The 14,223-nt window shown below is 61.1% G+C and carries 13 protein-coding genes and 3 pseudogenes; 4 read left to right on the top strand and 12 right to left on the bottom strand.

Going from position 1 to position 14,223, the window contains the following annotated elements; genetic code table 11:
* Window positions 1-136 precede the first annotated feature (136 nt).
* A pseudogene (locus B0G77_RS00110) lies at window positions 137-397 on the bottom strand (transposase); the annotation flags it as partial.
* Window positions 398-497: 100 nt separating this feature from the next.
* Between B0G77_RS00110 and B0G77_RS00115 the strand changes: the two are divergent.
* Window positions 498-833 carry a hypothetical protein gene (locus B0G77_RS00115; protein ID WP_133660311.1) on the top strand — a complete coding sequence of 112 codons (336 nt, stop codon included), beginning with the start codon at window positions 498-500 and terminating at the stop codon, window positions 831-833.
* Window positions 834-845: 12 nt separating this feature from the next.
* On the opposite strand, the gene B0G77_RS00120 is transcribed toward B0G77_RS00115, so the two are convergent.
* From B0G77_RS00120 to B0G77_RS00135, 4 genes are all read right to left on the bottom strand, one after another.
* A complete protein-coding gene (locus B0G77_RS00120; RefSeq protein ID WP_133660312.1) occupies window positions 846-2,096 on the bottom strand; it encodes an IS256 family transposase in 1,251 nt (416 codons plus the stop codon).
* Window positions 2,097-2,209: 113 nt separating this feature from the next.
* A protein-coding gene (locus B0G77_RS00125) for an IS5 family transposase (RefSeq protein WP_133663970.1) occupies window positions 2,210-3,201 on the bottom strand; the annotation gives its coding sequence in 2 pieces (ribosomal slippage) (window positions 2,210-3,048 and window positions 3,048-3,201; 993 coding nt in all).
* Between the two features lie 609 nt (window positions 3,202-3,810).
* Window positions 3,811-4,008 (bottom strand): hypothetical protein, encoded by a 198-nt coding sequence (locus tag B0G77_RS00130; protein ID WP_243750879.1) that lies wholly within the window; start codon window positions 4,006-4,008, stop codon window positions 3,811-3,813.
* A gap of 338 nt (window positions 4,009-4,346) precedes the next feature.
* Window positions 4,347-4,685 (bottom strand): hypothetical protein, encoded by a 339-nt coding sequence (locus B0G77_RS00135; protein WP_133660313.1) that lies wholly within the window; start codon window positions 4,683-4,685, stop codon window positions 4,347-4,349.
* 172 nt (window positions 4,686-4,857) lie between these two features.
* On the opposite strand from B0G77_RS00135, the gene B0G77_RS00140 reads away from it, so the two are divergent.
* The 3 genes from B0G77_RS00140 to B0G77_RS00155 all read left to right on the top strand — a co-directional run bounded on the left by B0G77_RS00140 (window position 4,858) and on the right by B0G77_RS00155 (window position 8,049).
* The gene (locus tag B0G77_RS00140) at window positions 4,858-5,580 is read left to right on the top strand and encodes an SOS response-associated peptidase family protein (protein WP_347814145.1); all 723 of its coding nucleotides are present in this window, start codon (window positions 4,858-4,860) and stop codon (window positions 5,578-5,580) included.
* A gap of 50 nt (window positions 5,581-5,630) precedes the next feature.
* Entirely contained in the window at window positions 5,631-6,068 is a 438-nt protein-coding gene (locus B0G77_RS00145) for an RDD family protein (protein WP_133660314.1), read from the top strand.
* 466 nt (window positions 6,069-6,534) lie between these two features.
* Window positions 6,535-8,049, top strand: coding sequence for a winged helix-turn-helix domain-containing protein (locus tag B0G77_RS00155; RefSeq protein WP_133660315.1), 1,515 nt, complete (start codon window positions 6,535-6,537; stop codon window positions 8,047-8,049).
* A 174-nt stretch (window positions 8,050-8,223) separates the two neighbouring features.
* Here B0G77_RS00155 and B0G77_RS00160 read toward each other — a convergent pair whose 3' ends face one another.
* From B0G77_RS00160 to sugE, 7 genes and pseudogenes are all read right to left on the bottom strand, one after another.
* Window positions 8,224-8,820 carry a short chain dehydrogenase gene (locus tag B0G77_RS00160; protein ID WP_133660316.1) on the bottom strand — a complete coding sequence of 199 codons (597 nt, stop codon included), beginning with the start codon at window positions 8,818-8,820 and terminating at the stop codon, window positions 8,224-8,226.
* A gap of 250 nt (window positions 8,821-9,070) precedes the next feature.
* A pseudogene (locus B0G77_RS00165) lies at window positions 9,071-9,283 on the bottom strand (chromate transporter); the annotation flags it as partial.
* Window positions 9,284-9,505: 222 nt separating this feature from the next.
* Complete coding sequence (locus B0G77_RS00170; RefSeq protein ID WP_243750880.1) at window positions 9,506-9,697, bottom strand: hypothetical protein; 192 nt, start codon at window positions 9,695-9,697, stop codon at window positions 9,506-9,508.
* A gap of 186 nt (window positions 9,698-9,883) precedes the next feature.
* A pseudogene (locus B0G77_RS00175) lies at window positions 9,884-10,285 on the bottom strand (group II truncated hemoglobin); the annotation flags it as partial.
* Between the two features lie 27 nt (window positions 10,286-10,312).
* Window positions 10,313-12,802: an FtsX-like permease family protein gene (locus B0G77_RS00180; protein ID WP_133663972.1), complete on the bottom strand. Its 2,490-nt coding sequence runs from the start codon at window positions 12,800-12,802 to the stop codon at window positions 10,313-10,315.
* Between the two features lie 92 nt (window positions 12,803-12,894).
* Window positions 12,895-13,506 carry a DUF4126 domain-containing protein gene (locus tag B0G77_RS00185; protein WP_133660317.1) on the bottom strand — a complete coding sequence of 204 codons (612 nt, stop codon included), beginning with the start codon at window positions 13,504-13,506 and terminating at the stop codon, window positions 12,895-12,897.
* Between the two features lie 304 nt (window positions 13,507-13,810).
* Window positions 13,811-14,131: a quaternary ammonium compound efflux SMR transporter SugE gene (sugE, locus tag B0G77_RS00190; RefSeq protein ID WP_133660318.1), complete on the bottom strand. Its 321-nt coding sequence runs from the start codon at window positions 14,129-14,131 to the stop codon at window positions 13,811-13,813.
* Window positions 14,132-14,223: the final 92 nt, after the last annotated feature.

The following is a 14,223-nucleotide window of genomic DNA, read 5'->3' on the forward strand; positions in this document are numbered from 1 at the left end:
GCAGCTTCCCCTGGGCCAGGTTCTTTGACGGGGTTCATGCCTCCAAGAAGCTTACGGCCACTGTCTCTGCGTGCATCGAGTGTACTCGCCCGGAGTTTCTATTCATGAGGGCCGCGCGCAAGCGCGTGGGACGGTTTTTTAAAATATCTCGCTCCATCTTCAGGCGAGCCACCTCCGCACGCAGCCGGGCCAGCTCCATCTGTTCCGGGCTTACTGGCTTTGTTCCAGCTCCCGCCAGCTTGCCTTCCCGGTCAGCCTTCACCCAGTTGTACAGCGTCTGTTCAACCACACCCAGTGTCGCCGCCACGGCTACCATGCTTTGCCCGGCCTTGACCAGCCGCACCGCTTCCAGCTTGAATTCGAGCGTGTACTGTGCCCGCTTTGCCTTGCCTGTCATCGTTCTTCTCCTTGCGTGAGTTTACCTGCTCAGCAAGGGATTCGTTTTTCAGGGGCAAGCTCAGGCGGACGTGCAGTAGGGGCACCTTGTTTGTGCTCGAATGAAACTCAAACATATTTGGCTGGGGATACTGATGGACGACACGAACATTTTTGACGGAGACGACGGGCTTTTTGAGTTTGGTACGTTGCTTCCGCTTTGGCTGTTCAATCCGAGACCGGAAAAGACGGTTGGATTGCCGGACAACACTCCGGTGTTGACGTGCCCGGTGGCAGACGAGGACGCTCACTGCCTTGCGACGGATTACCTCGAGTCATCCGTTAGGGAAACGCTGATCAATGGACCAACTGCCCAAGTTGCAGGCGAGACGGCGTCGACTTTTCCAGATGACGAAGCGGATCGACGCTCGATTGGGGGTGTCCGGAATTTTGTGTAAACGGGTTGAGGTTTAACCCGGCACCAGCCGCTCTTCGAACTGGATCGTGAAGCGGTTCAGTGCGGCCTTCCAGTCGCGGATCGGCATCGTCCACTTCTTGCTGATGTTGTTCAGGGCCAGGTAAAACAGCTTGGTGACGGCCTCATCGGTCGGGAACGAGCTGCGGGTCTTGATCACCTTGCGCAGGCTCATGTTGATCGATTCTATGGCATTCGTGGTGTAAATCACCTTCCTGATCTCCGGTGGGTAATCGAAGAACGGAATCACACGTGCCCAGTTGCGTCGCCAGCTCTGCCCGATGGACGGATAGTCCTTGTCCCACCTGGCCTCGAAGGCGCCCAGCATCTGTTCGGCCAGTTCGACGGTCGATGAAGTGTAAATCGTCTTCAGGTCGGCGGCGACTTCCCGCTGCATTTTCCACGGTACGAAGTTCAGGCTGTTGCGCACCATATGCACGATGCACAGTTGCACGGCCGCTTCTGGGTAGACCGCTTCAATGGCTTCGGGAAAGCCTTTAAGCCCGTCGACGCAGGCGATAAAGATGTCCTGCACGCCGCGCGTCTTGAGTTCAGTGACCACCTGCAGCCAGAACTTGGCTCCCTCGGTCTGGGCGATCCACAGGCCCAGGACTTCCTTGTGGCCGGCCATGTTCACGCCGATGGCCAGGTACACCGCCTTGGTCCGCACCGCGCCGCTGTCGCGCACTTTGACGTGAATGCAGTCGAGATAGACAATCGGATAAAGCGCGTCGAGCGCACGGGCCTGCCAGACCTTCACCTCATCACTGACTGCGTCGGTGACCGCCGAGATCAGCGTCGGCGAGACCTCCGTGCCGTACATTTCTTCCAGGTGCCCCTGGATCTCGCGCACGCTCAGGCCACGCGCATACAGCGAAATGATCTTGTCGTCGAAACCCGTCCAGCGCGTCTGATGGCGCTCCACCAGCTTCGGCTCGAACGCCCCCTGACGGTCGCGCGGGATATTGAGCGGCAACTCGCCAAACTCCCCCTGCAGCGTCTTGGTGCTATGACCATTACGGGTATTGCCCGTGGCATTGGTCACCGCTTCGCTCTTGCCATGGCCCAGGTGCTCGGACATCTCCGCCTCTAACGCACGCTCCACCAGCATCCTGGTAAGCTGCTTGAGCAGGCCGTTCTCGCCTATCAGGTCTTCCGGCTTCTGGTAATTCGCCAGCAGGCTGTCTGCCAGCTTGACGAGTTCAGGATCGGCTTTCTCTCTTTTATTGCGTTTCGCTACGGTCATCTATGCTCCTGTTGCTGGCAGTCTCCTGCCAAATGACCGTTTACACAAAACTTTTTACACCCTCGCTCGATCGGTGAATTGAACGCGTAAACGAGCCTCCCTGCTCGCATTTTTCATACGCATGACGGATTGCTCCCATGGACCGATCGCAACAGATTTCGCGCGATCACCAGATTCGCCAGAGCGAACAGGCTGAACAGTTGCGCGGTGTTCTTGGCCAGGCCCTTGTATCGGGTCTTGCGATGGTGAAACAGGTTCTTGACGATATGAAACGGATGCTCAACCCGCGAACGGATCTGCGCCTTGGTTCGCTCGAGCGCGATTACCAAGTCCTTCAGCGTCCCCTCCAGCATCGCCTTGATCTTTCCCCGCTTGGCAGCGACGTGCCACTTCACGGTCTTGCCCGCCATTTCCTCGCGCTTGTCTACGCCAATGTAGCCCGCATCGGCGAACGCCTGCTCCTCATGTCCGTGCAGCAGGGCATGCGCTTGCGATACATCCGACACGTTGGCCGCCGTGCCAACCACGCTGTGGATCAGGCCCGAATCGGCATCGACGCCAACGTGGGCTTTCATCCCAAAGTGCCATTCGTTTCCCTTCTTCGTTTGATGCATTTCCGGGTCACGACTCTTCCGGGCGTTCTTGGTCGACGGCGGCGCTTCAATGATCGTCGCGTCAACCAGTGTGCCTTCTTTCATCATCAGCCCACGCTCGCACAGCGAGATGCCAATCTCGTCGAACAACTTCCGTGTCAGTTCGTGTTCGATCAGCAGGCGCCGGAACTTCAACAGCGTGGTTGCATCAGGCACGTTCTCGACTGCCAGATCGATGCCGGCGAAGGCGCGCAGCGCGATGCTGTCATACAGCGCGTCTTCCAGTCCTTCGTCCGACAGTCCGTACCACTGTTGCAGGAAGTAGATTCGCAGCATTCGCTCCAGGCCAATCGGTGGGCGCCTCGCGTGCCCTTCGGATAGTGCGGCTCGATTGCCGAAAGCAAGCGCTGCCACGGAACGACCTTCTCCATCTCGACCAGGAAGCGTTGGCGCCTCGTCACTCGCTTCTTGCCTGCAATTTCCGCTTCCGCGAAGCCGATCTGCCTCTTCATCATCGTGAGTCTGTTCCGTGAGTTACCTTCTATAACGTCCTCAGCTATGCCAGCGATGACCACCGAGCTGAATAAATCAGCGTTTCCTTAGTTTCGGGTATTACAAGGCGGACGACTTTTTCGTCATTGCAATCTGTCTGCGGTTTGGTTACACGCAGGTCTACTGGGTCGCGGAGATAAGTGACCCGGAAGTCTATGAGTCTATTGAGATGTGGATGCGGGTGGGGCAAGTTCCTATTATGTTTTGTGTCCGTGAAGGTGAGCAAAGGCGTCTGTTGTTTCACGTTGTAGATATGCCCTTGTTCACTCCGCACGTTGACGAATTCTGGTCTTGACCGGAGCACGCGCCGACCGCGCTCAAATGGCAAGCGATGGCCTCGCTAGTTGCTAGATGGCGCTTTCAGACGGATGCGGTGACCGAGATTGCGGGTTTCCAGAAGTGGCACGTCTTTGGGAGTGTGTTGCTCACAAAGCGGTGGGAACGGTTCATAAACGAAGGCGCGGTCGTCACGAACTCAAGGATTGCGAAAAACGCTGAGGCACTGGATTAGCCTCGCTTGGCCTTTAGAGGCACCCAAGCCTTTCGAAGCTCCGCGAAATCGAGCCGCATCACTTCCTGGGAGAAGAACGCCGCAGTGATTTCTGGAATTCTTCTTCGGACTGCACCTTGTCTGCAAGCGCGGCCTTGAGACCCTCCTCGGCATCATGCAACAGGACGAGCCGACCGTCCTCGGCTTCGAGAGCGTGGTAGTAATTCAGCTTTCGGGCGTCGACAATCGCGACGTATGCCGCACCATTTTTCGTCAAGACTTTCTCGGCACCTGCGACGACGTCTTCGGCGAGCTCAGTCAGTCACGAAGAGGCCCGACTGTCCGCGACACCCACGCATGTCACGCTCCCACCGCCGACCTGTACGTAGCTGCCCTCAGCATCGGCCTTCTGACCGACTCGTACCCCTGAATCGGCAGTACGGAAAGCATAGGCACGATGGTCCGGTGCCGATATCAAGGGAAAAAATCGGTAAGCGAGTGGAAGGCCGGCGCGGCAGCAGGCGGAGCCCTTCGGACATCTGCGACGGGTTCGCACAACGCAGAGCAAATCGTGAAGGAGGTAATCCAGAGTTCTTGCAAGGACCAAGCTCCGCTCTAGGTCGTTGAGAACACGACGGCCGCGCTGTCGCCGACCTGCGTGAAGCTGCGAACAAACCGGTACGCCTGCCCGTCGATTTCCATCTGGTTCGCACCGGAATGAGTCAATTCGAGCATCTCATTGGCGAGTCTGGCCGAAATCGCCCCTTGCTTCTTGAGGTCTTCGGGCAGACCTGCCGGGTCGCCAACATATACAGTGCAAACATCGCTTCCGTGACGCATCATTACCACGCTCGTTGCTCCGTCAAGGGAGAGTTCGAGATATTCGGCTAGTATCTGCAGCGATTCAGGTAAATGCCCACGTTCGCCAAGCGGCTGTTCGGGTGTGTTCACCATTCTGTATCTCCTTGTTGCGTTGGCGACTTGTTAAAAGAGCGCCCGCTCGACGGCGCCAGTTCCACTATAAGCGGCTTCATAGCGAAAGCGAAATGTCTCGAAGCACCGAGCTTAGGTAAGATTTTCGACCCCTGTTCCCTTTCTCTCCAGAGGAAAACGCCCGCCCGCTGCGATGGAATATGATGTCCGGAAAGCGGAGGTCGCGGCTATGTGCACGAGTTACGAACCCAATCCACACGAGCGTTTTGAGGCGTACAGGCTGTTCCAGGCGCCTGATTTTGACTACAAGCGCGAGATTTACAAAGACTACGCGGCGCCGATTTTTCGGCGCCGCGAGGACGGTTGGTGTACGCACCCGGCGACGTTCGGAATGGTGCCCCGCAAGCGCATTCCCGCTGGCGTTCGTCCATATGACACGATGAACGCCCGCGCCGAGACGATTGGCGAAAGGCGCAGCTTCTCCAGCGCATGGACCCGCCTCCAACTCTGTCTGATACCTTGCCGAGCATTCTTTGAGCCCAACTACGAATCGGGAAAGCCTGTCCGTTGGCGTATCAATCTGGCGAGCGAACAACCGACGGCCATTGCCGGGCTGTGGCGAACGTGGGAAGAGGCCGACGGTGAGGCGTCGCTGTCGTTCACGATGCTCACAGTGAATGCCGACACACATCCGTTGATGAGGCGATTCCACAAACCTGGTGACGAAAAACGGTCTGTCGTCGTCATTCGACCTGAAGACTACCAGGATTGGCTTTCATGCCACACCATGGACGAAGCGCAGTCGTTTCTGCAACTCTACCCGGCGGAGGAAATGCACGCAGAGGCGTTCCCGTTGCCACCAAGAGCGCCTCGTACAAAACCTGCTGGCGGTGGCCAGCCAACGCTGCTCGACTAGTCGGGCTGATTGTTATGCCTCAACGTCTGGCCTACCAGGAGGAACACGTGATGCAATACGCCACGTGGTCCCGTCGGGCCCGTGCGCTGCTGATTGACAGCATTTGGTGGACCGTGCTCGTGCTATTCGTCCCGGTCGGACCGTCGACGGAAGATTTGCTGAATGCTCCCGCACTGGCCGGTCCGTCTATCCTCTTCTGGCTGACAGTCGCCCAATGCATTCCGGTGGTCATGACGGGAGTCATGTGGGCCATCTGGGGCACTTCCCCGGGCAAACGGGCATTGGGTCTGCGCATTGTCGATTCCGATACGGGACAGGCAATGACGGCAAAACAAGCCGCCGTGCGAACGTTGGGTTATCTGGTCTGCTTCGCGACCTGCGGTGCCGGATTTCTCTGGATGCTGTTCAACCCGCGCAGACAGGGATTGCATGACCGCATGGCGAACACCGTGGTCATTGACGAGAAATTGCCGAAGGCCCGCAGTTGACACAGTTATGCGGAAGCGAAGGCGCCCGTCCCGCCCGCACGAAGAATCTATTCGGCTGACCACAACGCATCCGCAGTCTTTGGAGCCTTGACTTGCAGGATTCGGTCGAGCGACAAGCCGATGTAACTCAAGCCCAAGCCATTCGGGAGCTGCGGTGGCTGCGGCAGTGCGACCGGACGCTCGCCCAGCGCACTCAGCGCCGGTCAATTCCAGGTTGCTGAATAAGCAGGTCAATCGCAACAGCCGCTCGATTTCTGCGAGGACGTTACCGAAGTGCGCTCCTGCCCCCGCCGTCCGGCAGCCGCCATGCGAGCCATGGCGTACCCCATCCGTCCGAGTTTGTGCCGCGCGCCGTCAGTCTGGCCGAGCGACGTCGCAAGCCTATGTAATCCCTAAGCCGGACGAGCCGGAACCAAACAGGTAGTACGATGCGTAGCCATATAGCCAGCCGATGCCGAAGTGAACCATGAAGGCCGATCTGATTGAGCGTTACGCGGCGAATTTGCACGGCGTGCTGTCGTGCTTTGACCGAATCCTGATCACGGGCACGCTGCCTGGCGCGTGCTACGCAGCGGGCATGACGAGTTTTCTGAACGCCAACGGCATTCGCCTATTCGACTACGCCAGGTTCGCCGAACCGCTGCGCGAACGCATCCGTGTGCGCGCGCAAGAGGTCTGCGCTGCCGCCGGCATCGAGATTGAGCACGTCAACAAGAGCCACATCCGCAAGGAAGATCTGGTGGCACGCGTGCTGCAGGGGCGTGGCGATGCACCCGGGCTGGTGCACGTCATCTCGGCGATGGAGGCCTGCCCGAGCTACAAGCCGTGGCACGACAAGAGCAGCGGCAAGACCTACCTGCGCCCCGAGACGGGCAAGTGTCTGCACTACTACTTCTACTTCATCGATGACGAACTCGGGCTGTGCTACCTCAGGGTCCCGACCTGGGCACCGTTCGGCTTGCAGTTCTACTGCAATGGCCACGGCGCCGTGGCCCGTGCGCTCAAGCGCGAGGGCATCGGGTTCGTGCAGGCCGACAACGCCTTTTTGCGCATTGCCGATATGGACCGTGCACAGGCCATCGCCGACGCGCTGAGCCCCGATATGCTGCATGAGCGACTGGACCGCTACGCGCAGTGGCTGTGCCCGGTGCTCGACGTGTTCGGCCAGACCTACCACTGGAGCCTGCGGCAGGCCGAGTATTCCACTGACCTGATGTTCCGCAGCCAACAGACGCTGGTGCCGCTGTACGACGTGCTGTCGCGTCAGGCGGTGCTGGCCGCGCACGCCGGGAAAGTAGCCGGCTTCCTGGGCAAGAAGGTCACGCCGCAATTGGCGCAGGAGATCGGCTCGCGGCTGTCCACCCGCATCGAGGGACGCTGCATCAAGCACCATATGGGCGTTGCCAGCGTCAAGGTTTACGACAAGTTCTCCCATGTGTTGCGGATAGAAACCACCATCAACGACGTGAGCTTCTTCAAACACCACCGCAAGGTGGAACACAGGAATGGCCAAAGCACCTACGAACTCGCAGCGTTGAGGAAAACCATCTACAGCCTGTTCGACCTGCGCGAGATCATGCTGGGCTGCAACCAGCGCTACCTCGCGTTTTTGTCGAGTCTGGATGACCCCAGCGCAGGTGAGCGCGACCTTCAACGTTTGAGCCAGTCCCGCGTGGGCAGTAATGAGCGCAGGGTCAAAGGACTCAACTTCTTCAACGGCGGCGAGCAAGCACTGCTGCGTGCCTTGCAGCGCGGCGAGTTCAACGTGCATGGCCTGCGCCGTGCCGATCTGGCCAGGCATGTGGACATGAGCGCCCCGGTGCTGTCCCGACAGCTCTCGCGACTGCGCACACTCGGCTTGATCAAGAAGGTGGCCCATACCTACCGCTACTACCTCACGCGTCTGGGCCGTGCCGCCATCGCTGCTGCCTGTTCTCTCACCCGTTTCAACATCGTTCCAATTCTGGCCGCAGCACACTGAAGTCTTCTCACAAATCGCGAAGACTTAACTTTTTAGTTACTAGACACGAACCCATCGCACCTTGAACTCATATCGCTCAAACGGACCGCCTGAATTCGCCGAGGAAATGTGTAATAGTGCGATGGGAATGCCCTGGTGACAGATACCGAAGGACGGTTCCCGGCCAGCGCTGGACTATTGCACCGCAGGGATGACGTCCCCGGTCATGTCACCGCCCAGGCTGCGCTTGTATGCCTGTGCCACTACTGCCGCCGGCACTCCGTTCGCAGGGTCCCGTCCCATGGACGCGAGCGTCTCGGCAATCCAACCGGGGCTGACGGTGTTCACGCGCGCCTTGCCTCGCAATTCGAGCGCTGCGGACCGGGTAAATGCCTCCACACCGGCGTTCACAACGCTCACTGCGGCGCTGCCCTCCATTGGCTGCTGGGCGAGGACACCGCTGGTGAGGGTAAGCGAGCCACCTTGGGACACGTGGCCGACTGAGCACCGAACGAGATTGACCTGGCCCATCAGCTTGTTTTTAAGGCTAAACGCGAAGTCCTCATCTGACAGTGCGCCCAAGGGAGCGAATTTCGCTGCGCCGGCTACGCAAATCACAGCATCAATCGTGCCGACTTTGGAGTACATCGATTCGATGGACGCCTTGTCCGATATATCTACGCTTATGGCAGAGCCTTTTCGGCTTGCCGTAATCACCTCGTGCTCCGGCGAAAGTAGCTGAACAATCTCTCTTCCGATTAAACCCGTTGCGCCAACGACCAGTACTCGCATATGCCCTCCTGAAGTCTGCAGCAAGCGGCCCGCAGCGTCGGGAGCGACGAACTCCCTATGCCGCGATGCCTGGGAAACGACGCTGATATCGTACTGCTAGCGGGCGAGGCGCGCGGGGGCTTGTTCGAAAGCTAGACCCGAGCTGTGAGATGCTTCGCTCGCGCTTCGATGGGCTGTCGCCGGCGCCGCAACCGAAGCCGTGCCAATGTCCGTTGCTCCAAACTTCCAAGTGGCGTTTGCCTTCGCACGTCCGCGAGTCAGGGCCAGATAGAACCATGCAGCAGTTCAACGCGTGCAGAAGCCGCTTCTCGGAAATCCAGCGTTTCCGCTCGACGAGGTCCTGATGCATGATGGCAACCTGTCATGCGGGACCGCCAAAGCTGATGACGCCAAGGCGAAGCCAATACCACAACGCCTGCCAGAAGCTGACTGACTCGGCCGGTGTCTCTCGAGTGATACTCATCGCATTCTCGTGCGCTAGCTGACTGGGTTCCATGCAAAGCTCCGGCTCAACTTATGAACCTGCGCCCCTCGGCCGCGTACAAGAGGTGACAGCGCGAACCGAGTGGCAATGATAGTTATGTCATCTCGTCCGCGCGGACGGCCATCGGCGCACCGACGTTTACTGTTTTTACCGATGCCTTGGGGCGGCACGCTTTTCGGCTGCGGCAAAGTGCGCGAGTAGTTACTCGAGCACGCGACTCATTTCGGTCAGTAAGTCGTCGTCGCTCAGGCCGCGCTCTCTTGCCCCTGTCATGACGGCCTCGAATCCTGCCACTTCCGGAACGATGAGGCCGCCGACATCGAGCGACTGAACCATGCTCGCGAGTCCGGCCATGCCCGGTTCGTCATCGACGCCGAAACTGGCAGTGGGCACATCAAAGTCACTCGGTCGTTGATGTTTGAGAACGGCGGCCAGCTGGTCGTGCACATCGCCTCCGTAAGGCCGGTGCCGGACTATCGGACGGGAGCTTGGCTACACGGAGTGGCTCAGGCGGCGAAACCTGGAGAAGAGGCAGTGAGAAAAGTCGGATGTGCTGTTCATCTTCTTTACTAACGAACGTTGGTTGACCATCCAGTCGGCGGTATCGAAGAACGAATGCAGCAGTCGCTCGCGCAGTGCCTCGGAGAGCCCGACGTCTTCCATTGCCCACGCCATGCAGCGCAGCCACTGGTCGCGCTCGCCCGAGGCGATCGTAAACGGCAGATGCCGCGCCCGCAGACGCGGATGGCCAAAGCGGCTGATGTAGTGATCCGGGCCGCCCAGCCAACCGCACAGGAACCAGAAGAACTTGTCGCGCGAGCCTTCGAGCGTCGGCGGATGCAGCGCATGGATGCCGGCGAAATCCGGCTCGAGGTCCATCAGGTCGTAAAAACGGTCGACGAGTTCGCGCACGCGCGCCTCGCCGCCCACGAGTTCGAAGGCCGTCGGTTGCGCCGGCGCTTCGTCGATTGGATCGCTCATACGTGAAGACAAAAGAGATTCGAAAAATCAGGCATCGCGCAACGACTGCAAGGCCGGGCGTGTCAATACGTGGCGCAGACTCAACCACCCGCCGACGCCCGCGCAGGCGATGCCGGCGGCCACGCCAACCGGCAGCATCCACGGGTCGAACTCGAGATGAAACTCGAAGACGCGCGTGGCAAGCACCCAGCCGATCGCCTGCGCGCCGAGCGCCGCCATCAGCCCGGCGAGCGCGCCGACCGCAACGAATTCCGCCACCTGCACCGCCCGCACCTGCCGGTGCGACGCGCCCAGCGCGCGCAGCAGCGCGGATTCTCGCATACGCTCGTCGCGTGTGCCGGCGAGCGCGGCGTACAGCACCAGCACACCCGCCGCGAGCGTGAAGGCGAACAGGAACTGCACCGCGCCGATCACCTGCACCAGCACGCGCTGCACCTGAGCCAGGATCGGGCCGGTATCGATCGCCGTGAGGTTCGGATACTCGGCGATCAGGCCATCGATCGCCGTGCGCCTGTCCGGCGGCAAATGGAAGCTCGTGATGAACGTCGCTGGAAAATCCTGCAACGCTGCGGGCGGCATCAGCACGAAGAAGTTGACCTTGAACGAGCCCCAGTCGAGCTTGCGCACGCTCGTGACGGGTGCGTCGACCTGCAGACCGGTCACATCGAAGCGCAGCATATCGCCCGGCTTGACGTTGATCAGCTTGGCGAGACCCTGCTCGATCGAGATCTGCGGCTTCGTTGTGTCGCCGTACCAGTTGCCCGCTTCGATCCGGTTGTCGTCGGGCAGGCTCACCGTGTACGACAGGTTGAATTCGCGGTCCACGAGGCGTCGCGCATCCTCGCTACTGTACGAATCCGGATTGACCGGCTTGCCGTTGATCGCGATCAGGCGGCCGCGCACCATCGGCGACAGCTCCGCGCCGGCCAAGCCATGCGCGCCCAGGTATTGCGTGACCACGTCGCGCTGATCGGGCTGGATGTCGATGATGAACTCGTTGGGCGCATCGGGCGGCGTCGATTTGCGCCATCCTTGGACCAGATCGTTGCGCGTCATCGCGATCAGCAGGAGGCACATCAGGCCGATGCCGAGCGCCGTGATCTGCAGCGCACTGGCGCTGCTGCGGCGTTCGAGCGAAGCGAGCGCATAGCGCCAGCCGATACCGGCATTCACACGCTCGCTGCGCACGAGCCGCGAGGCACCCCACAGCGCAAGCCGTGCGATGACGGCGAATACGAGCAGCCCACCCGCGAAGCCGCCCGCTACGATGCCCCCGAGCTTCAACTCGCCCGCCGCGACAATCAGGAGCGCCGCGAACAGCACGATACCGAGCGCGTAGGCCGCCCACGCGGTGCGCCCCTCTTCGCCCCACTCGCGACGCAGCACACGCACCGGGGGCACGCGCGTCAGCGGCAACAGCGGTGGCATCGCGAAGCCGAGCAGCAGCACAAGGCCCGCCGCAACGCCTTCGACAGCGGGCCATACGGTCGGCCAGGGCAGCACCACATCGATCAGACTGCCAAGCCATGCGAGCAGCGCAAGATGCCCCGCAAAGCCAAGCGCGACACCGGCTACGCCGCCCGTCACACCGAGCGCGACGAATTCGAGCGTGAACAGCGAGCGCAGCGTCTTCTGACTGACGCCGAGGCAGCGCATCGCGGCACAGCCGTCGAGATGCCGGCGCATGAAGCGATGCGCGGTCATCGCGATGGCGACCGCGGCAAGCAGCGCGGTCAGCAGCGAAACGAGCGTGAGGAAGTGGCTTGCGCGATCGAGCGTCTGACGCACCTGCGGCTGGCCTTCCTGTAGTGACTCGAGCGCGACGCCGCGCATCTTGCCGCCGTCCACGCGCGTGTGCGACCACGCTGCGAATTTCGCTACGGCTTCGTCCGGTCCTGCCACCAGCAGCCGGTAGGTGACACGACTGCCATAAGCAATCAGGCCGGTCGACGCGAGGTCATCGGCATTGAGCATCAGGCGCGGCGAGAAATTGACGAACGCGAAGCCGCGATCCAGTTCGCGGGTGATGATCGCGCCGATCGTGAAGGTCCGGCTACCCACCTTCACCGCGTCGCCGACGTGCAGCTTCAGCGAATCGAGCAGTTCCTGATCGCCCCACACGACGCCCTTCGGCGGAATCGCGTCGGCGGGACGATCCGGCGCACCGGGCGCCGTTGCGATGCGCAGCGCGCCACGCAACGGATAACCGGCCGACACCGCCTTTAGCGCCGCAAGGCGCGACACCGGCTGCGCTACGGTCGAACTGATCATGCTGGGGAAAATGGCGGTGGTCGCCGTGTGGAGATCGAGCGCCTGGGCCTGCTGGCTGAACTGCGGATCGACGGGATGATCGGCGCGCACGATGAAATCGGCGGCGATCATGCGCCGCGCATCCCGTTCGAGCCCTTGATGCAGCCGGTCCGCGAGGAAGCCTACGCTGGCGAGCGCCGCCACCGCAAGCACCAGCGCGAGCAGCAGCATGGACAGCTCGCCTGCGCGCCAGTCGCGCAGCGTCATGCGCCCGGCCTGCGCGAGAAGATCAGACAGCGTGAAGCGGCGGGCCGTCCTCGCTTGCTGCGAGACACGCACCGAAACATTCAAGCGATCACTCAATCGTGCCGGCTCCTTGCGAGGCGCGACACCATGTGGTTCGCCATGCCGCGAAAACCGCCCTGCACGCCTCGCCACAGACGCGGCAGCGCCCACGCGGCCGCCATCAGAAAACCGATCAGGAGCAGCAGGAACAGGAACGGCAAGAACAGCGCAAGCAGCAGCCCGCCGAACACCAGCCCATCCTCCGCCGACGACGCTATCACGTTCGACACCGGTTCTGGCGACAGGTTGATGAGCGCCCGCGTCCCAGCCTTTGCGAGATGGGCCGTGCCTGCGAGCGTACCGCCGGCGAGCGCGGCGACGGTCAGCAGCGCCGGATCGGCGTGGCCGAGCGCGCCGACGGCGAGCATCGCGCCGGCAGGAATGCGGATGAAGGTATGGATCGCGTCCCACAGCGAATCGACCGCGGGAATCTTGTCGGCGAGGAATTCGGCGACGGTGAGCACGGCCGCCGCGCCGATGACCCACGGCGACGACAGCACGGAAAGCGTAGCAGGAAGATGGATGAGGCCGAGGCGTTCGAACACGCCGGCGAGCAGCACCGTCAGATAGAGGCGAAGGCCGCTGCCCCATGCGAGGCCCGCTGCAAGCGAAAGTGGTTCAAGCATTGCTGCCTCCAGGTGCACTGCGTGCGCCCTGCGGGGCGCACCGCACGTGCCACACACCCTGCACGCACCGCAGTGACAACAGGCACGACGGACGCAACGGCGGCACGATGACGGTCTCGCTGCGCCGATCGGTCGTGTCAGACCCCAAGCGACGCCAGACCAGCCGCACGAGCTATTTTGAGACTGGATCCGGCTTCATTATAGCCACGTTGATTCGCAGTCCGCTGAATCTCTCGCGTTCGAACCTTCGAGACATTGGCGGGTGCGGCGGACCGGCCAGCCCGCGTAGTGCTCAGTGCCCCGCTCAATGCCCCGAAGAAAGCTTGAGCCCGACCAGCCCGACGACGATCAGCGCCGCGCTGGCGACGCGCGCCAGCGTCAGCGCTTCGCCCATCATGACAATGCCAAAAATGAATGCGCCGACCGCGCCGATCCCCGTCCAGACGGCGTAAGCCGTGCCGAGCGGCAACTGGCGCATGGCCATCGCGAGCAGGATGAAACTGCCGAGCGCGGTCACCACCGTGAATGCCGATGGCCAGAAACGGGTGAAACCTTCGGAAGACTTGAGACCGGCCGCCCACGCGACTTCGAGCAAACCGGCGATCAATAGAAGAATCCAGGACACGGGGACCTCCATGGGTTAGATGGGGCCGTCCCCGATGAATCGAACGTGCAAGGTCGTCCTTACAGCGTCACTATCATATCAAATCGATTTAG

It is taken from the genome of Paraburkholderia sp. BL10I2N1 (genome assembly GCF_004361815.1).
Taxonomy (GTDB): Bacteria; Pseudomonadota; Gammaproteobacteria; order Burkholderiales; family Burkholderiaceae; genus Paraburkholderia.